General features: G+C 68.3%; 19 protein-coding genes and 2 tRNA genes. 12 read left to right on the top strand and 9 right to left on the bottom strand.

Annotation, left to right across the window (positions count from 1 at the left end; genetic code table 11):
* The 5 genes from ACFPFQ_RS14800 (at nt 1) to ACFPFQ_RS14780 (ending at nt 4,197) form a co-directional block, all read left to right on the top strand.
* Complete coding sequence (locus ACFPFQ_RS14800; protein WP_379618953.1) at nt 1-699, top strand: dienelactone hydrolase family protein; 699 nt, start codon at nt 1-3, stop codon at nt 697-699.
* A gap of 64 nt (nt 700-763) precedes the next feature.
* Nucleotides 764-2,749 carry an acetoacetate--CoA ligase gene (locus tag ACFPFQ_RS14795; RefSeq protein WP_379618951.1) on the top strand — a complete coding sequence of 662 codons (1,986 nt, stop codon included), beginning with the start codon at nt 764-766 and terminating at the stop codon, nt 2,747-2,749.
* Between the two features lie 54 nt (nt 2,750-2,803).
* A tRNA-Ser gene (locus ACFPFQ_RS14790) sits at nt 2,804-2,893 on the top strand.
* 57 nt (nt 2,894-2,950) lie between these two features.
* A tRNA-Arg gene (locus ACFPFQ_RS14785) sits at nt 2,951-3,023 on the top strand.
* Between the two features lie 166 nt (nt 3,024-3,189).
* On the top strand, nt 3,190-4,197 hold the full coding sequence (locus ACFPFQ_RS14780) for a hypothetical protein (protein WP_379618949.1): 1,008 nt from the start codon (nt 3,190-3,192) through the stop codon (nt 4,195-4,197).
* Nucleotides 4,198-4,366: 169 nt separating this feature from the next.
* Here ACFPFQ_RS14780 and ACFPFQ_RS14775 read toward each other — a convergent pair whose 3' ends face one another.
* From ACFPFQ_RS14775 to ACFPFQ_RS14750, 6 genes are all read right to left on the bottom strand, one after another.
* Nucleotides 4,367-4,813: a hypothetical protein gene (locus ACFPFQ_RS14775; RefSeq protein WP_379618947.1), complete on the bottom strand. Its 447-nt coding sequence runs from the start codon at nt 4,811-4,813 to the stop codon at nt 4,367-4,369.
* Nucleotides 4,814-5,002: 189 nt separating this feature from the next.
* On the bottom strand, nt 5,003-5,575 hold the full coding sequence (locus ACFPFQ_RS14770; protein ID WP_379618945.1) for a hypothetical protein: 573 nt from the start codon (nt 5,573-5,575) through the stop codon (nt 5,003-5,005).
* A 145-nt stretch (nt 5,576-5,720) separates the two neighbouring features.
* A complete protein-coding gene (locus ACFPFQ_RS14765; protein WP_379618943.1) occupies nt 5,721-6,173 on the bottom strand; it encodes an ester cyclase in 453 nt (150 codons plus the stop codon).
* 486 nt (nt 6,174-6,659) lie between these two features.
* A complete protein-coding gene (locus tag ACFPFQ_RS14760) occupies nt 6,660-6,947 on the bottom strand; it encodes a hypothetical protein (protein ID WP_379618941.1) in 288 nt (95 codons plus the stop codon).
* Between the two features lie 76 nt (nt 6,948-7,023).
* Entirely contained in the window at nt 7,024-7,833 is an 810-nt protein-coding gene (locus ACFPFQ_RS14755; RefSeq protein WP_379618940.1) for a methylated-DNA--[protein]-cysteine S-methyltransferase, read from the bottom strand.
* Nucleotides 7,830-8,555 (bottom strand): RNA polymerase sigma factor, encoded by a 726-nt coding sequence (locus ACFPFQ_RS14750; protein ID WP_379618939.1) that lies wholly within the window; start codon nt 8,553-8,555, stop codon nt 7,830-7,832. The genes ACFPFQ_RS14755 and ACFPFQ_RS14750 overlap by 4 nt, the downstream gene beginning before the upstream one ends.
* 491 nt (nt 8,556-9,046) lie before the next feature.
* Here ACFPFQ_RS14750 and ACFPFQ_RS14745 point away from each other — a divergent pair, with 491 nt between their 5' ends.
* The 3 genes from ACFPFQ_RS14745 to ACFPFQ_RS14735 all read left to right on the top strand — a co-directional run bounded on the left by ACFPFQ_RS14745 (nt 9,047) and on the right by ACFPFQ_RS14735 (nt 10,238).
* Complete coding sequence (locus ACFPFQ_RS14745) at nt 9,047-9,301, top strand: hypothetical protein (RefSeq protein WP_379618937.1); 255 nt, start codon at nt 9,047-9,049, stop codon at nt 9,299-9,301.
* Between the two features lie 166 nt (nt 9,302-9,467).
* A complete protein-coding gene (locus ACFPFQ_RS14740) occupies nt 9,468-9,983 on the top strand; it encodes a methylated-DNA--[protein]-cysteine S-methyltransferase (RefSeq protein ID WP_379618935.1) in 516 nt (171 codons plus the stop codon).
* Nucleotides 9,984-10,061: 78 nt separating this feature from the next.
* A complete protein-coding gene (locus ACFPFQ_RS14735; protein WP_379618933.1) occupies nt 10,062-10,238 on the top strand; it encodes a hypothetical protein in 177 nt (58 codons plus the stop codon).
* A gap of 427 nt (nt 10,239-10,665) precedes the next feature.
* On the opposite strand, the gene ACFPFQ_RS14730 is transcribed toward ACFPFQ_RS14735, so the two are convergent.
* Complete coding sequence (locus ACFPFQ_RS14730) at nt 10,666-10,974, bottom strand: hypothetical protein (RefSeq protein WP_379618931.1); 309 nt, start codon at nt 10,972-10,974, stop codon at nt 10,666-10,668.
* 261 nt (nt 10,975-11,235) lie between these two features.
* Here ACFPFQ_RS14730 and ACFPFQ_RS14725 point away from each other — a divergent pair, with 261 nt between their 5' ends.
* The 4 genes from ACFPFQ_RS14725 to ACFPFQ_RS14710 all read left to right on the top strand — a co-directional run bounded on the left by ACFPFQ_RS14725 (nt 11,236) and on the right by ACFPFQ_RS14710 (nt 14,106).
* Nucleotides 11,236-11,703, top strand: coding sequence for a hypothetical protein (locus tag ACFPFQ_RS14725; RefSeq protein ID WP_379618929.1), 468 nt, complete (start codon nt 11,236-11,238; stop codon nt 11,701-11,703).
* Nucleotides 11,704-11,953: 250 nt separating this feature from the next.
* Complete coding sequence (locus tag ACFPFQ_RS14720) at nt 11,954-12,646, top strand: hypothetical protein (RefSeq protein WP_379618927.1); 693 nt, start codon at nt 11,954-11,956, stop codon at nt 12,644-12,646.
* Entirely contained in the window at nt 12,639-13,757 is a 1,119-nt protein-coding gene (locus tag ACFPFQ_RS14715; RefSeq protein ID WP_379618925.1) for an XRE family transcriptional regulator, read from the top strand. The genes ACFPFQ_RS14720 and ACFPFQ_RS14715 overlap by 8 nt, the downstream gene beginning before the upstream one ends.
* A gap of 49 nt (nt 13,758-13,806) precedes the next feature.
* Nucleotides 13,807-14,106 (top strand): fumarylacetoacetate hydrolase family protein, encoded by a 300-nt coding sequence (locus tag ACFPFQ_RS14710; RefSeq protein ID WP_379618923.1) that lies wholly within the window; start codon nt 13,807-13,809, stop codon nt 14,104-14,106.
* A gap of 934 nt (nt 14,107-15,040) precedes the next feature.
* Here the strand turns inward: ACFPFQ_RS14710 and ACFPFQ_RS14705 are convergent.
* Together ACFPFQ_RS14705 and ACFPFQ_RS14700 are read right to left on the bottom strand one after the other, a co-directional pair.
* Nucleotides 15,041-15,805, bottom strand: coding sequence for an MBL fold metallo-hydrolase (locus tag ACFPFQ_RS14705; protein ID WP_379619264.1), 765 nt, complete (start codon nt 15,803-15,805; stop codon nt 15,041-15,043).
* Nucleotides 15,806-15,924: 119 nt separating this feature from the next.
* Nucleotides 15,925-16,878 (bottom strand): cyclase family protein, encoded by a 954-nt coding sequence (locus ACFPFQ_RS14700; RefSeq protein WP_379618921.1) that lies wholly within the window; start codon nt 16,876-16,878, stop codon nt 15,925-15,927.
* Nucleotides 16,879-16,902 lie beyond the last annotated feature (24 nt).

Genomic DNA, 16,902 nt, shown 5'->3' with positions numbered 1-16,902 from the left:
ATGACCGACATCCGCACGGAGACCGTCCCACTGGTCGACGGCAGCGCGCTGCGACTGACCGTCGCCGAACCGGTCGGCTCGATCCGCGGGGGGATCGTGGTGCTGCACGAGGCGCGAGGCGTCACCGACGCCGTTCGCGGTCTCGTGCACGGTCTCGCCGGGGACGGCTGGCTCGCCGTCGCTCCCCACCTCTACCACCGCGACGGCGCCGACGAGCTCGACGGCGACGACGCGCAGCAGGTGCAGGCCCAGGTCGACCGCCTCGATCGCGACGAGGTGATGGCCGACACGGACACGGCGTTCGGGTGGCTCGCCGGGCACGACATCGAAGCCGACCGGATGGGCGTCATCGGGTTCGACCTCGGCGGCTCGGTGGCGCTGCTGGTGGCGGCGAAACGCACGCTGGGCGCCGCGGTCACGGTCGCCGGCACCGGCGGCACACCGATGTCATCGGGCCTCCCGTCGCTCATCGCCGCCGCGTCGGGGCTGACCTGCCCGTGGCTGGGTGTCTACGGCGAGACGGCCGACGGCGAGACCAGCCCGGAGATCGGGCAGCTGCGGGAGGCCGCCGCCCTGTCGGAGGTGGCATCGGACGTCGTGGTGTACCCGCACTCGGGCCACCGCTTCGACGACGACCTCGACTCCGCCGCCGACGCCTGGCAGCGCACCCTCAACTGGTTCGACTCGCACCTGCGCTGACACCCGCGCGTGAGCTGCGCCTCACCGCTGGCGCCCGTCGGCGGCGGCTTGCATGCTGACGCGCATGGCTGCGTCACCACTCGTCGATGAGTCGGCTCCCGAGGTCCTCTGGGCCCCCGCACCCGGTCGCACCGGACCGCTGGCCGACTTCACGGCGTGGGTGCGCGAGCACCGCGGCGTCGACGCACCCGACTACGACGCGCTGCACGCGTGGTCGGTCAGCGACCTCGAGGGGTTCTGGTCGGCCGTCGCGGAGTTCACGGGCGTGCGGTTCCACACCCCGTTCCGCGCGGTGCTGGGATCGCGGGAGATGCCCGGCACCGAGTGGTTCCCCGGCGCCACGCTGAACTACGCCGAACACGCGCTCACCGCCGCGCCGGGCCGCCAGGACGACGACGTCGCCGTGCTGTTCAACCGTGAGGACGGGCTCGAGCGCATCGTCACCCACGCCGAGCTGCGTGATCTCGCCGGCCGCGCCCGCGCCGGACTGGTGCGGGCCGGCGTCGGCCGCGGTGACCGGGTCGTCGCACTCGCCCCGAACTCCGTCGAGACGCTCGTGACGTTCCTCGCGGCCGCCAGCCTCGGCGCGATCTGGTCGTCCTGCTCGCCGGACTTCGGTGCGCGCGCCGTGCACGACCGCTTCGCCCAGATCGAGCCCACGGTGCTGCTCGCCGTCGACGGCTACGTCTACGGTGGCAAGCGCTACGACATCCGGCCCACCATCACCGCGCTGCAGGGCCAGCTGCCGACGCTACGGGCCACCGTGCTCGTGCCGTACCTTGACGAGGCGGCCACCCTCGAAGGGACCGTGCCGTGGGCCGAGTTCACCGAGGTACGCGAACCGTTGGCGTTCGAGCCGGTGCCCTTCGACCACCCGCTGTGGGTGCTGTACTCGTCGGGTACGACAGGGCTGCCCAAGGGCATCGTGCACGGGCACGGCGGGATCGTCCTGGAGCACGTCAAGGCGCTGCGGCTGCAGATGGAACTGGAGCCCGGCGAGCGGTTCTTCTGGTTCACCACCACCGGCTGGATGATGTGGAACTTCCTCATCGGCGGCCTGCTCGTCGGCGCCACCATCGCCCTGTACGACGGCAACCCCGGCCACCCCGACCTCGGCGCGCTCTGGAAGCTGGCCGAGCGGCACCGGATCCGGTCCTTCGGCGTGTCCGCGCCGTTCATCCAGGCGAGCCTCAAGGCCGGGCTGCGCCCACGCGACGAGTTCGACCTGTCCAGCCTGCGCGTCATCGGCTCGACCGGTGCACCGCTGTCGGAGGACGGCTTCCGCTGGGTCGCCGACGCCGTCGGCGAGACCATCCAGATCTCGTCGATGTCGGGCGGCACCGACGTGTGCGCGGGATTCGTCGGCTCCGCCCCCACCGTGCCGGTGTGGCTGGGCGAGATCTCGTGCGCGGCGCTGGGCGCTGCCGTCGTCGCGTTCGACGAGTCGGGCAAGGAGGTCGTCGACGAGGTCGGCGAGCTCGTGATCACGCAGCCGATGCCGTCGATGCCGGTGTCGTTCTGGAACGACCCCGACGGGTCACGGCTGCGGGCGGCCTACTTCGAGGACTTCCCCGGCCGGTGGCGCCACGGCGACTGGGTGCGCCGCACCCCGCGCAACTCCTACGTGATCTACGGCCGCAGCGACTCCACCCTCAACCGCGGCGGGGTCCGCATGGGCACCGCCGACTTCTACGCGGTGGTGGAGGCGGCCGACGGCGTCGCCGACTCGCTCGTGATCGACACCACCGAGCTGGGAGCCAAGGACGAGGGCGCGCTGCTGTGCTTCCTGGTGCTCGCCCCCGGCGCGTCACTCGAAGAGCTCGAACCGGCACTGCGCCGGGCGCTGCGCACCGAGCTGTCACCCCGCCACGTGCCCGACCGGTTCATCCTGATCGACGCCGTGCCCCGCACCCTGAGCGGCAAGAAGTGCGAGGTCCCCGTCAAGAAGATCCTGGCGGGCGTGGCCCCTGACAAGGCCGTGAGCCGCGACGCGCTGCAGAACCCGGAGTCACTCGACCCCTTCATCACCCTCACCGGTGGGGGGCGGTGAAAGCCCTCGACAGGGTTGTGTAATCTTGGGGTCGCTGGAGGCCGAGAGGTCCCGGGAGGCTTCGCCTAGTCTGGTCTATGGCGCCGCACTGCTAATGCGGTTTGGGGTTACCCCCCATCCCGGGTTCAAATCCCGGAGCCTCCGCGCTGGCGTGGCCGGGTACGATCGGCTGCACCGGAGTACGACAACTGAACACCGCAAGCGCCCGTAGCTCAACGGATAGAGCATCTGACTACGGATCAGAAGGTTAGGGGTTCGAATCCCTTCGGGCGCACAAGATCGATCTAGCCCTGACCAGCGACAACGGTCAGGGCTAGATCTTTTTCAGGCCCGCGTAGTCGATCACGATCCACGGTCCGATCCACGAACGTTGCTAGCGTCCGCCCTCATGACCGCCGTCGGAGCCGGCGAAGCCACGATCGCGCGGCAACATCCGCCGTATGCGTGACGACGTGCAGGTCCGGGTGTCGGCCGGCGAGGACCCGAGCACGGGCGAGCGGATCATCCTCACTGACAGCGTGCCGATCGAGATCCCAGGAAAAGCACGCGCTGAGCGTGACGCCATGAAGGCGGCGGAGAAGCTCCGTACGAAGCTCCTGTCCGACGCGAACGACCTGAAGGTCGCCCGCACTCGCGCGACCGTAGGAGCGCTGCTGGAGCGGTGGATGGCGCAACACGAGATCGACCAGACGACTCGGATGACCTACGACGCTCAGATCCGCCTCTACATCGTCCCGAAGTTCGGTGACGTGTCCCGCTCGGTTTGTTCGTCCGGGAGGCGGCGCAACTACGTGCGGACGGCTGACGGCATGGTGCTCAAGGACACGAAGACCCACCAGGTGCGTCGGGTTTCCATCGATCTCCCGACCGTCGAGCTGCTCCGGCAGCGTCAGGTGGCGTGCATCCAGCAGCTTGCGCTGCTCGGTGTTCCGTTGACCGGCGACACGTGGCTCTTATCCGCCGAACCCGACTTCAGCCGGCCGCGTGACCCCGCGTCACTGACTCGCCGTTACGGGAGGCTGGTGGCCAAGCTAGGGATCCGCACCGTCCTCAAGGAACTCCGGCACTACTCGGCGACCGAGCTGCTCACAGCCGGCCTGGATCTCAGGACCGTTGCCGGCCGGCTCGGCCACGGCGACGACGCTCCGCCACTATGCGGCATGGGTGGGGTCAGCCGACGCTGCGGCAGCCACGACAATCGGCGCACTGATGCCTGTGATCAAGACGGTTCGTGCAGGCATGGCTTCATGGTGGGGGCGTCGTTGGCGAGGTGGTGTCCTGGCCGGAAGTCGCCGCATCTGGCTGCGGCAGGCTCGGCGCCTCAGCAGCGGTGCCGATACATGGGTGGTGGCCGGCTTCGCGGCTGGCTGGTCGGGGATCGGGCCGCGCTTGGCGGAGCGGGACCGGTGGCGGGCCGATCGAACCGTTGCCTTTCCTGGACTGGATGACCCGATCCTGCCTCGCTTGGCAGGATTCGCTGCTACCGAGGGGCTTCGGGGTGTGGGGGTCAACGGCGCCGGCACCTGGTATCACGTCGGCGGTTGGCTGCGTGTCGTGCCCGTAGGCGACGGCGTGTTGTGCCGACCGTGGCGTCTACTCCGTTGACCGGCGCGCGGGTTACCGGTTGAGCGTCGATCGTTCGGCGGCGATCTTGAGCTGCTCGAGCCAGCGCAGACTGGTGCGCTGCAGGTTGCCGGAGAGCTGGCAGCAGCTGGGAGGACTCTGGCCGAGGACGGTGGTGATGACGGTGATTTGAGTACCGGTCATGGTCTCGTTGAGTTCCCAGTTCTGCAGCCAGCGGGCGCCCTCGTCGGTAACATTGCCCCAGAACAGTTGTTCATTGTCGATCACGGCGAGGATGCGTCCGCGCCAACTACCGGTTGAGCTCGTGACTGAGAACAATGAGCGAGCCGCTACTGGCTGATCGATGGCGACCGCTACGACATCTCCATTCCATTTCGGCCACGCGTCGATCTCCTTGAGAAGCTGCCATACTGTCGGCAACGGTGCGGCGATATATCCGCATTTCGTCCACGTCGAATGATGACTCGGTGTGCTCGACATTCGCGCTCCGTCATGGCGAGGTCCCCGAACAGGGATTAGATTGAGGTATCGGTATGCCGCGTAACGACGTCGCCATCGCGTGGCAGGACCGAAGCGTCCTGGGTCCAGCCTGTGAGGCTCGCCATGAGAACCGCGCATGTTCGGCTCGATTTCTCGCGAGGTCAGACTGGTATTCAAGTTGCGCATGGGTCAGAGATTGGTCTCTGACGTGCGTTGTCGGAAGGTCTCCAAAGCGGAAGCGAGGTGCCCGTGGGCTGTGGTCCGACATTTCCGTTGTCCGATGATGTTCCCCTGATCGCCGTGGACGAATCCGGACAGCAGGTCGTGCAGCGCGCAGAGAAGGCCTTCCACGACCCGTAGGTCGTGGGCGGTGTTCCAGCGGCGCAACTCACCGTTGTGGATCTGCAGGCGTCGGATCCACCAGAGGAGCCACAGGCCGTGCGTGGTGGCGGCGTCGCTGCCGGTCATGCCGGCTGCGCGGAAGGCCACGCGATCAACGAGGGCTGCCAGTTCGACATCGTCGTATCCATGATCGGTGGCCGGGGTGGCGTCGTCGCGGTTGATCAGCGCCGACGTCTGAACCATGATCAACGCTTCGGCTGCGCCGGAGACAGCCCCGGCGAGAGCGAGCCGGTGGAGGGCCGTGCGCTCGAATTCCGTGCTGTGGCTGTCGGCGTCGTCGGGCCCGGCCGCGACGCTCGTGACGCCGAGCGCATCGGCAGCCCGGGTCAGGCCGGCGTAGACGTCCTCGAGTGAGCTCATGCAGTCCTCCGGTGGCTGGCCCGCCGCCCGAGCAGCCATATCGGCTCGTCGGGCGGCGGACAGCGTTGAGACAGAACGGGGTTGATGCAGGTAGCGTTGATGCCGGACAGGCGGGTGCTGGCCTGGTGGTCAGGCCAGCGGGAGATCAGTCGGTGGCGGGCTTGATGAGAGCGAGCTGCTGGAGGACTGTGACGCCGTCGTCGAGTCCGCGTTCTTCGGTGATGAGGCCGTTCTCGACCTTCAGGATCGTGATGCCGGTGAAGTGCATTTCCCTGCCGGTTGCTGCGGGCAGTGAGCCCACCGGCATGTCGTCGAAGGCATCGCCGGTCTGGGTGCCGCCGCCTTCCCATTGTCCGACCACATAGTCGCCCTCGGCGATCAGATCCGCGGTGCCCCAGAAGTTCAGGTCCGGGAACGCGGCGCGGAACGTCGTCGCGAAGGCCCGCACCTGCTCGCGCCCCTGGCAGGGTGCGTGCAGCGAGTACTCGAACCTGATGTCGGGGGCGGCGAGCTCGTCGATGATCGCCGGGTTGAACTCCTTGCCCCAGAACTCGGTGAACCAGCGGCCCACGATCGTCTTGTTGTCTTCAGTGGACATGAAGAGTTCCTCTCAAATGTGGTGGGCAACCCGTCGTGGTTGCTCCGGTACCGATGCCCGCCCGCCGAATGGGCGGGCATTTGTTCCTGCGGATCGACAGGTGATTCGGGTCGGGGCGAACGTTCGACCACGGCGTCGCCGCGGTGGGGAGCTCCCGATGGATCGGCCGGTCGTGGAATCCACGACATCAGAACACCAACCTTGCGCCGGCGGTTGCAGCGCTGGGCAGCGAGTCCGCGTGGAGCAATGGATGTTGATTGCGACCAGTGCGCGGCGCAGGTGTCGCGAGGTGCACGCGGTTAACGGTCCGAACGTCAGTCGGCGCTGCAGGTATCAAAGGTTGACTCGGCGAACCTCGTGACCCACAGGGTGATGTCGATGCGGCTCCGCCCGAGGCCGACATTCACGAGTGGACAGCGTTCATCGACGAGAATCGTGCGTACTTCGAGCTGCGCGTGGCGATAGCTGTCACTGACGACGATCAGGTCACCGGAGCGCAGCGTGAGGTCGAACCCCGGCCGCCCACGTCGGCGAGGGGTCGCGCAGGCGGACCACGCTGGGAGCACCGAGCGAGACATGCACGACAGGTTCCGGCGCACGCTGGCCGGTGTCGCGACGCGAACCGAGGCACGCATTGTCGCTGTAGTAGCTGATGACGGCTTCGTATGGGGAGTAGGCGAGGAAGCGCTGTTGGGCGATCCCGAGCCAGCCAGGGATGTGGACGACACCATCGGCGACCACGCGACGGTCGTGGGGACGCAGCTCCAGCGTCATCGGCGCCTCGACGTCACCGACGTCACCGACGGCTCGGCATCGGTGGCTCGGCGACCATCGCCCCGTGCTGCCGTGCTCACGCTGCCGCAGCTGGTCGGCAGTGCTGGCAGGGTCGGTATCCGGCCGCGAGAGCTGCGGACAGGGTGCTGAACCCGTGTCGGTGACGCAGGCTGATGCGGCGGGCGTCGCGGCAGGTGGGGAAGCACACGATTTTCGTGGTGGCGCTGGCCAGGTAGTGCACACCGTGCTGGGCCAGGTCGCTGACCTCGTCGAGGTTGGCCCCTTCGAACCGCAGCAGCTGCTCCTTGCAGTCGGAACCGAAGAGGTACTGACCGAGGGTGCCATCGGCGCGCACGACGCGATGGCAAGGGATGATCAATGGCAGCGGGTTGCGCGCCAGTACCGATCCGACGGCGCGGACCGCACCAGCATTGCCGGCCTCTCGGGCAACCCAGCTGTAGGGCCGCGCCTGTCCGGCCGGGATCCGCCGCGTCACCGTCAGGACCGCCCGCTCGAAGGCGCTGAGCGCGGAGAGATCGAGCTGCAACGTGCGGGTCGGTCGTCCCCGCAACGCGGGGAGCACTCCGGCTGGTGGCTTCGCGGCGGCGATCAACGGTCGCCCGAATCGTGATCGGTAGGTCCGGGTGAACTCCGCTCGCTGATCCTCGTCGGCACCCGGCCGGAGGAACTGCACCCCGGCTGGGGTGAACGCCACGCAGACCGTGCCGATGTCGCTCGATGCGGTGACCCAGCGGGCGAACACGTCGTCCATCAGCGAGTCGGTAAGTCCTGCCGGTGGCGCGGCGACGAGCCCGCCGAGCAGGGTCGTGAGCAGGGTGTCGGTCGGTGTGCCGTTCGTCGTGCCCTTGCTGCTGTCGGTTGTCATCGACGTCTCCTCCCCACCGTCAGCACCTGATGCCCGCCAGGGATGTCCTCGTGATCGGCATCAGCCCTGGCGGTGTCATCGCTGACGAGGAGCAGGGTTGAGCTCACGAAGGCCGTGTCGGTGACCAGGACGCGTAGGTGTTGTAGTCCTCGGGAAATATGGGACTTCGCCGTTCCATCCTTCACTTTCAGGATCTGTGCGATCTCGGTTATCGGCATGTCCAAGGCGTGGCGCAACAGCACGGCAGTCCGTTCGACCTCCGGCAGCTGTGCCAGTAGCGCCGCCAGGCTGTGTTGGACCTCGCGCTGTTCGGCTTGCCCGGCGGGATCGGTGGGGGCTGTTGCGCCCGGAGCGAGGTCGCGTTCGGTCGGGTCATGGCGAGGTGGCCCAGCGGGCCGCCTGCTGGCGTCGCGGGCGGCGTTGCGGGCGATGTTGCGCAGGATCGTGACCAGCCACGGCCGCAGCGTCAGCGCCGCGATCCGGTCCTCTCCGTAGCCGGCGAGCGCCCGATAGGCCCGCAAGAACGACTCCGCGACCAGATCCTCGGCATCGGCAGGGTTCACCGTGAGGCCGCGAGCCACCGAGTACAGGACGGCGCCGTACTGGTGCATCATGTCCGCGAAACCCGCGTCGAGATCGTTGATCAAGGCGTGGCGCAGCCGCTGCTCGGTGGGGTCACAGACGATCCCCGTCACGAGCCCCTCGGGGCGGCTGTCGTTCATGCCAGTAAGAACACCGATCGGTGGGCTGCGGTTGCATCCGGGCGCCACGCTACGCCAGAAGCGATGACCAACAGGCCACGTCGTCTCATCGCAGCGGTGGCTTGGTGGCTGCGTTGCTGGGTGGCTACGTGATCCGCTTCAAGAAGCCTCGGCATGGAACACCGACAGGCCGCCACAAGCCAGCACCGGTTGCGATGTGGATCTGAGGCCGTCCGAACGTTCGGTGGAAAGCCAGGCGCAACGGCACTGGGCCGGTCGGTGTTCTCTGTGGGCGCTTGCCGGTCCAGCGACCCGGATGTCTCGCGCCGGTCCCCATCCATCACGCGCGCGACAGGAGTCAACGTGCCCCACCTCCGGGCTTCCCGAGAACGACGCGGGGACCTTCCCCGACCACTGCCTGCTCTATCGAATCGCGGCGCACCTGGGGATCAGATCCCGTCTCGGATTCGCGCGTTCGCGTTCGATGAACCACTCGGGCCTGTCCTGGCACGGTGGTTGATCGTTGGCAGCGCCACGGGATCGGCGCAGCGTTACTGGCTGCGCTGGGCGCGGTCGCGGCCGAGAACGGCCTCGACGACCTGCGTGCCGAGCTGACCACCCAGACGCACGCGCTGGCGGAGCTGTTCGGCAGGGTGTTCCCCGGAACCCGCACGAGCTGGGCCGGGTCGCTCATCCGCGTGAGCTGCCCCGTACGCCCAGCCGATACACCTCTGTGCCTGGGCGGAACCCGCCCGACAGCCCGATGACCGGGACAGCGCTGCTGAGCCGGCCACCGCCACAGCCCATCGCCACCCCACCGGCACCGATCGGCACCGATCGCTGCAGCCTCGCGTGCAACCGATGCCCTCCAGGCGGGGTTCGACCTCTGTCCTCAACCCACGCTCACAGGAGCTGCCAGCGATGCACTCGACGATGAGCTGGACGACCACGCACCCCACCCCCATCGGCCCCGTGACCATCACCGCGACGGAGAACGGCGTCACACACCTGCGCTTCCGGTCACGGCGCCCTCTCTCGAACCCCGACGATCACATGTCGTTCCAGGCGGCGTGGATGAAGACCGTCCACGGCAAGTTCGAGCTCGACGCCTACTTCGAGGGAACTCTCACCCGGTTCACGGTCCCGGTCGACCTGAACCGTCTCGACGCCGAACATCGCACCGTCCTCGACGCCGTGCGCGCCATCGAGTACGGCGAGACCACCACCTACGGGGCACTCGCGAAACAGGTCGGGCTCACCGCCGACGGGCCTCGCCGCGTCGGCGTCGCCATGGCACGAAACCCCGTGTTGATCCTCGTGCCCTGCCACCGGGTGCTCGGCGCCAACGGCAAGCTGACCGGCTACGCCGGCGGCCTGGCGGCCAAGCAGGCACTGCTGGACCTCGAGGCGGCCGGTGGACAACCTCGTCGGCTCCCACACGCCATTTGAGCCCCGAACTTCACATCGTCACCGCGGCGGCGCGCCTCACCGATGCGAGCCACGCACAGCTGCGGCCTGGAGGAGCAGATGAACATCGATCGCCTTCCGGGATGGACACTCGACACCACGACGGCCCACCGGGTCGTACTCGCAGCCGCACATCGGGTGATGCTGGCCTACCCGGAAGCGATCGCCTATCTCGTCCACGACGAGATTCTCAGCAGCTGGACCGCCCTCAAGAGCACCTGGATTTCAGCAGCCTGATCATGCGCGTCGTCGAGCAGATCATGACTCTTCCCGCCGGCGCACGCATACTGCCCACACAGCCAATATCGCCCTACCCAACACCCTTACGCGCACGGCGTTGGAGTCGCCTCGACAACGACCTCCACTCCGACGGCGAACTTGCCGCCGCCGCAAGAACCCGGCTACCTCTACTCGGCCCAGTCGGGGCCCTCATTGATGCCGAAATAGTATCCTATGTCGCCTACGGTCACAGGTTCGACCGAATCGGCATCGTGACGCGCGCAGCCCTCGAGGTCATACACGGCTTCGGGGCGACTGACGTCACGGCTCACCGTCGATGAGTTCCGACCCCACGCTGCGTCAACATTGTGGTCGTGCGGCTCCGGTGAGGGCTTCTAAATCTCCTAGGGGTGGAACCGATCCGGTCAGCGCGAACTCTCGATACTTAAAGAGGGTGACCGGAGTGCGGAGTCGTGCCGTCATGCCGGTGCTGCAGCAGGTCGATCGCCAGGCGTAGCATTGCGGCGTCGGGAACCTGCCAGGAGATGTCCTTGACGACCTGAAGGTATCCCGTCGTGATTCCGATCGGGTTGGCTGCAAACAGGACCAGTGTCGCGCCTCGCCACGACGTATTGGGAATGGGTGGAATGGCGGACAACTCGGCGAGTTGTTCGAGTATGGGTTGGTTCGACATGCCGAATAAGTCATCTGACCATCCGGACTCCATACGGTTACCGCTCATCGGCGTGACCACACGGGAGACGCTGAGATCGCCCGCTCGCGCGACTGGCCGCGATCGGTGAAAGTGTTCGAATCGTCGCATAATTGATAGAGACGAGCGTCGCGATGAAGACTCAGCCGCCAATGAAGATGTGCGAGCGGATCCAGTCTCCGCTCTACTGTTTGAAAGGCACGCATGAAATGAGTCAACGCTTCCCGGGGACTGCCGCCGCGTCGGACCGGTGAGACGCTGATTCCGTTGTTGCGTTGACGAATTCCCACGCGGCAGTGACAGGTGAACGGTCCTCCCGTCTCGCGTTTTCCGAACATCGAGTCGGTGATGCCCGTGTCGTTCTCGCTCATCTCACAGCCCCTCGGTCGAGATACTCAGCCCGCACGATGCGGAACACCAGCACTCGACGTTCGGTTGCGCCGGCACCAATCCGTCCTCGAGTGGACCGATGAGCAGCTGTTCGCCTATGACACCGGCCGGGTCCGCTCGCTCGGCACGCCGTTGTCGGCGCAGATCGCGGGCGCGGTGACGCGCTGCTGGGCGGGCCGGACGGGTTCGACATCGACGACTGCACCCTGCGGATGCCGGAGCCGGCCGAGATCGGACTCGGGATGGCATACCGGCCCCGACTACGTCGTGCTCGGCAACAAACGCATCCAGGCCCGCCAGTGCGGCAACGCCGTCACCCCGCCCGTGACCGAGCTCCTCGGCCTGGCACTACGCGAGGCGTTCACCGACGAAGACCTTTGAACGAGCACCCGTGTTCGGCGCGAAGTCCAACGGGGCCGAGTCGTGGGTGAGGGCGCCCAAGGGTCGGTACGCCAGGTGGCGCTACGTGGTGATCGAGTACTCCAGGAACGCACGGACCGTGAAGCAAGATCGGTAGCGCACGAGTCCCGCCCGCAAGGGCACGCCTGAAGCGGAGGCGCGCGAATCGCGTGCCATACTAAAGTCACGTGACGCCGGCAGGCGACTCGGACGGGCTTCAGGAGGTTCACCCGTGGTTCTGGATTCGCCCGCCGACGCTCTCGGCGCTCAGGCCCCCGTGCTCCGCGACCTGATCGTCAAGATCGTACGGGCGCGGCACGATCGTGCGGCTGAGGCGCACCTGCTCTCCGCGTCCCGGTATGCGATGGGCTTCGGTACCCAATGGCGAGACCTGTTGGACGACATGTGCGACGCCCTGCGGGAACGGGGCTTCCGGTCCTGCAAGTTGGCTCCCGGCGGCCATGAGATCCCGGTCGTCAACGACTGCATGGTGTATGTCTGGCGAGTCCCGAACCACCCGGACGCGGTGAGCGAGTTCGCGTCGAGCCCGACCCGCAAGAACGGGTTCACAACCCCGCCGCTCGACCCGGTGCTGTGGGAACCGAGCCTGGTGGAGGAGCAGGAGGCGACTGACGACGCCCCGGGGGAGGGCGAGCTGGGCCCTGTGCTGAAGGAGGTCGGGGACAACATGCCTCTGGTGCTCGTCATGGTCGAGTCGGTGCCGCGGCAGCTGCAGTCGATCGAGTGGGCCGTCGCCGTACTCGACGGTGGAGGCAAGGTCGAGCTGCGCGGGCGGGAGGCCATCTGGGTGCCGGAGCCGGTCGCCGACGGCGACACATCGGGTGTCGCGTCGTTCGACAGCGGTGTGCCTGTCTCGCCGAAGGTCGAGCCGCGCGTGAAGGAAGGCCCCGGGCCGGATGCCTGAGGACGGCCCAGGTCTGTTCGAGCTCCCGGTCGGTGGGAGCGGGCGGTTCGAGCCGGCACGGCTGACCCAGGCCCGAGCTCGCCTCGGCATGAGCAAGACCGACCTGGCTGGTGAGGTCGGTGTCTCGGCCGCGGCGATCGGACAGTACGAGGCGGGCGTGAACTCCCCGCGGCCCGAGGTGCTGGACCGGCTGGCGACGGCCTTGAATGTCCGCCCGGGATTCTTCGGCGTCGGCCGGCCACTCGCGCGCATCGACACGGTGAACGCGCACTTCCGCAGCCTTCGCTCGGCCCGCGTCAGCGACCGCCAGAAGGCACTGGCCACGGCGTCGCTGGTGTGGGAGCTGACCTTCACGCTCGAGCGGTACGTCAAGCTGCCGGAGGTGGATCTCCCTGTCCTCCCCGCCGGCGCGACGCCGCCCGAGGCCGCCGCCGCGCTCCGCAGGCACTGGGGACTGCCCGACGGTCCGGTCAGGCACCTGGTGGCCACGGCCGAGTCCCGCGGCATCGTTGTCGCAGTGCGCCCCCTTCGCGAGATCGAGGCTGTCGACGCCTTCTCTGTCGTGATCGTCGACCGTCCGGTCATCATCACTACGCCCCGCCGCAGTGAGAACGTCTTCAGGCACAGGTTCTCGACCGCGCACGAGATCGGACATCTGTTGTTGCACGGCGACTCCGGTGAGCACAGCGCCGCGGTCGAGAAGGAGGCCGACGAGTTCGCCGCCGCGTTCCTGACGCCTGCAGCCGCCATGGATGCGGCACTGCCGCAGCGGCTCGACCTGGCGGCCCTGGACCGGATCGGGCGGACGTGGGGCGTCTCACCGAAGTCCCTTGTCCGGCGGATGGTCGAGCGTGGGCGCACTACCGAGTCTTCGGCCAGGCGTGCCTACCAGCGCCTGGCCATGACCGACGACCCGCTGGCCGACCCGACAAGCGCGTTTCCGGGGGAAATGCCGTCGTTGCTGAAGAAGGCAGCGGACCTCGCGGGTGACCACGGCGCCGGGGTGCCCGTTCTCGCCGAGGCGCTGAGGCTCAGCCCCGCGCAGGTGCGTGACTTGCTCGGCGACGCCGACCAGCGACCTGTCCTTCGCCTCGTCGGCAGGGAGAACTGACTCCGTAAACGATGGGCTGGCTACTCGCCCCGGACGGGCGGCGCACCGGGTGGACGAGCTCGCACCCCACGCGCCAGGCGACAGGTTCGACCTGTCGATGACCGCAAGCGTGAACGGCACGCAATACATCAGCGGCAACTGGTCGTCGCTGTATTGGCCCTTCCCTGACCTCATCGCCTATGCCTCGTGCGGCACCACTCTGCTGCCGGGCGACGTCATCGGCGCCGGGGCCGTCGGTACGCCGGCTGACGATCTGCCCCCGCCGTCGCATAAATCCATCCGCGTAGACACGGTAGAACACGCCTCGGGACACGAACGCCGTTGCCGGGCCAGCCCGGCACGGACGTAGACGCCTCGCGGCTTTGGCCGGTCGATGCTGGGCACGTTCCCTGGATAGAGTCGATCTCGATCCACGAACTGATCCACGAACTGCTGTGCGGGCCTGCCGGTGATGCCCGTTTCCGTACCCCGGGTCCGCAGCAGTACCCAGCAACCCGGCCATGTGGGTGCCAACTTGCTGACTACGAATCAGAAGGTTAGGGGTTCGAATCCCTTCGGGCGCACTCGACCGATGGCCGAGCTGTGTCGACGGAATGCATCGACCGGCATCGGTCATCGTCCTTTTGTGGGGGCCGAGCCCCCACAACCCCGGCCGGGGTGCCCCCCGGACCCCCATCCGCCGGGGTCGGGGGTCGGGGGCTGAGTGTGTGCGTCCGAGGGCTTCGCCTCGGACCCCATCCGGCGTCGTTGCGGTTGGCGGGTGAGGGTGCGTCGCCGGAGGTCGGGCGGGCGCTCTTGGCGGCTACCAGTCGGGCTCGGTGCCTTTAGCTGCTTCCAGTAGCGGCGGTGGGCGTGCTGGGCGTCCGCGGACGTCATCCAGGTGGGGAGTTCCTGGTCCAGCGGGTCGGCCAGGTCGGCGATGTCGCGCAGCGCGGCGCCTGTGCGGCGCGTTTGGTGGCGACGGCGATGCGGCGGTCGCAGACCGCTGAGGTGATCAGGCCGCCGGCGAACGCGTGCCCGTTGACCGCGGCGACGGTAGTCGCTGAACCAGTCGGCGACGGGCTCGCGCGGGCCTGCGAACAGCCGGAAGTGTTCGTCGAGGTCGAGGCCCGCGGAGAAGCGTCGGCGGTGCCCCGTCAGGACGATGGGGCTGCCGGGGATGGTCGGACTCGAGCCTGTCGAAGGCGTCGTGGAGGTCGGTGAAGACGTGCGGTTCCGGGCGTTGACCGGGTTGGTGGTCATGGTGACCACGGCGGTGCGGCCGTGGCGGTCGATGGTCCAGCTCATCGTGGCGAGTTCCCTTCGGTCGATGGCCGGTCCCGGGGCCATGGCAGGTCGAGCGTGGCCGCCTCGACCGGGGCGTGCTCGGCGGCGGCGTGCAGCCGCCGGTCCGGCTCGACGACGGCGCCGCTGCGCCGCATGGTGTCGACGAGTTCGGCGACCAGTTCGGGTGCGGAGCGGCGGAGCAGGCGGGCTGCGTCGGTGAGCCACGCGCGGTCGAGGAGGTAGTCCTCGACGGCGTCGACAGGGATTCCGCCGCGGATCATCAGGGCGTAGGCGAAGATGCGGCGGGCGCCGTACCAGACGGCGCCGTCGGGGTCATCGACCAGCCGTTGGGCGCGGCGGCGGGCTTGGGCGAGTGCGCCGACGTGGTCGGCGGGGATCGGCCCGTGTGCGGGGATCAGCACCCGTGGATGCAGCGCGTCGAGGCGTTCCAGGGAGGCGACGGCGGTGGCGGTGGCGACCCGGCCGACGTCGTAGTCCGACAGGGCGTCCCCGACGGCGAGGAGCCGTTCGTCGGGCTGCCACAGGCACAGCTGACCAGGGGTGTGGCCGGGGGTGGCCACGACCTGCCACTCGGCCTCGCCCAGCTGCAGGCGCTGCTGGTCGTCGAGGGCCTGGTCGACGGTGGCCTGCAGGGCGGCGTTGCCGCCGACGTGGTCGGCGTGCCAGTGGGTGTTGACGACCATCTCGATGCGCCCACCCGCTTGTGCTCGGGCCCAGTCGCAGGTCTGGTCGGCGTGGCCGACGAAACCGGTGTCGACCAGTGCCCAGCTCGGGTGCCACGCCGGAGGAGTCCGCCGACGACCGGCTCGTCCGCGTGTTCGGGCTCGTGCTCGATGGGCTGCTGGGTCCCGAGCACGAATAGCGCCTCGGGGTCCGGCGCTCAGAAGGTGGCGATCGGGTTGACCGGGCTCCCGGACGTGCCGGCGAGGCGGATCGGTGCAACGGTGAGGTGGAAGTCCCACTGGTCGAGCTCGGCAGCCGCCGCGGCGCAGGCCTCCAGATCGCAGTTGTCGAGCAGCCACAGACCCATCGCGACGAGGCTCACGGCGTGAACCGGCATCAACAGGTCCGCGAACCCCGACGGCTGGACGTCCTGGGGGGTGTCGGCGCCGATCAGGGCGACCCCCCGCTCGTGCAGCCACGGCAGGCAGGACGCGTGCCAGCCGGCCTGCGTGACGCTGTACGCCGCACCTGACTCGTGCCGGAAGCGGCCGTAGCCGGTGCGCAGGAGTACCGCATCACCGGAGCGCACCCGAACGCCCTGTCGACGCTCGGCCTCCTCGAGATCCTCGGGAAACACGCCCTGTCCTGGTTCCAGCCACGGCACATCGCGGACCTTCGCGATGTCCAGCAGGACACCACGGGTGGTGATCCCGTTCGCCGCTGCCGTGACGGCCGCCCACGCCGATCCCGTTTCGGGGTCGACCAGGGAATGCGAGCGCCCGTTGTACATCGTGCCGTCCCAGAAGATGTGGCACGGCGAGTCGACGTGGGTGATCGTGTTGCCGTGGAACGAGATGCCGAGCTTCTCGGACGAGAAGCCCCACTGCCGGTCGGCGTGGAAGGGCCCCGGCATGTTCTCGGCGCCCGGCATGTCGGCGGCGCACGGGCAGGTCGTCGTCGACCGCTCCATGTCGCCGGGCACGGCGATCTCCCACGCGCACGACACGCTCCTGCCGTGGCGCACGACCCGCGCCGCGGCCAGCCGAACGTCGTCGGTGATGTGGTTCAGCGTGCCGAGCTCGTCGTCGTCGCCCCACCGTCCCCAGTTCGACAGCGTGTCGAAGTACCCACGCACGTCGTCCTGGGTGGGTATCTGTCGCCCTGCCGTCATCCCGTCATCCCTGCATCGATCCCT

The sequence above is a fragment of the Pseudonocardia sp. GCM10023141 genome (assembly GCF_042653605.1).
The sequence above is the reverse complement of the archived record's forward strand: the minus strand, read 5'-3'. Positions and strand labels throughout refer to the sequence as shown.

Bases quoted from the DNA above. Each gene is read 5' to 3' on its own strand.
- ACFPFQ_RS14800 (WP_379618953.1), top strand. From the start codon at position 1: ATGACCGACATCCGCACGGAGACCGTCCCACTGGTCGACGGCAGCGCG.
- ACFPFQ_RS14795 (WP_379618951.1), top strand. From the start codon at position 764: ATGGCTGCGTCACCACTCGTCGATGAGTCGGCTCCCGAGGTCCTCTGG.
- ACFPFQ_RS14780 (WP_379618949.1), top strand. From the start codon at position 3,190: ATGCGTGACGACGTGCAGGTCCGGGTGTCGGCCGGCGAGGACCCGAGC.
- ACFPFQ_RS14775 (WP_379618947.1), bottom strand. From the start codon at position 4,813: ATGTCGAGCACACCGAGTCATCATTCGACGTGGACGAAATGCGGATAT.
- ACFPFQ_RS14770 (WP_379618945.1), bottom strand. From the start codon at position 5,575: ATGAGCTCACTCGAGGACGTCTACGCCGGCCTGACCCGGGCTGCCGAT.
- ACFPFQ_RS14765 (WP_379618943.1), bottom strand. From the start codon at position 6,173: ATGTCCACTGAAGACAACAAGACGATCGTGGGCCGCTGGTTCACCGAG.
- ACFPFQ_RS14760 (WP_379618941.1), bottom strand. From the start codon at position 6,947: ATGACGCTGGAGCTGCGTCCCCACGACCGTCGCGTGGTCGCCGATGGT.
- ACFPFQ_RS14755 (WP_379618940.1), bottom strand. From the start codon at position 7,833: ATGACAACCGACAGCAGCAAGGGCACGACGAACGGCACACCGACCGAC.
- ACFPFQ_RS14750 (WP_379618939.1), bottom strand. From the start codon at position 8,555: ATGAACGACAGCCGCCCCGAGGGGCTCGTGACGGGGATCGTCTGTGAC.
- ACFPFQ_RS14740 (WP_379618935.1), top strand. From the start codon at position 9,468: ATGAGCTGGACGACCACGCACCCCACCCCCATCGGCCCCGTGACCATC.
- ACFPFQ_RS14735 (WP_379618933.1), top strand. From the start codon at position 10,062: ATGAACATCGATCGCCTTCCGGGATGGACACTCGACACCACGACGGCC.
- ACFPFQ_RS14715 (WP_379618925.1), top strand. From the start codon at position 12,639: ATGCCTGAGGACGGCCCAGGTCTGTTCGAGCTCCCGGTCGGTGGGAGC.
- ACFPFQ_RS14700 (WP_379618921.1), bottom strand. From the start codon at position 16,878: ATGACGGCAGGGCGACAGATACCCACCCAGGACGACGTGCGTGGGTAC.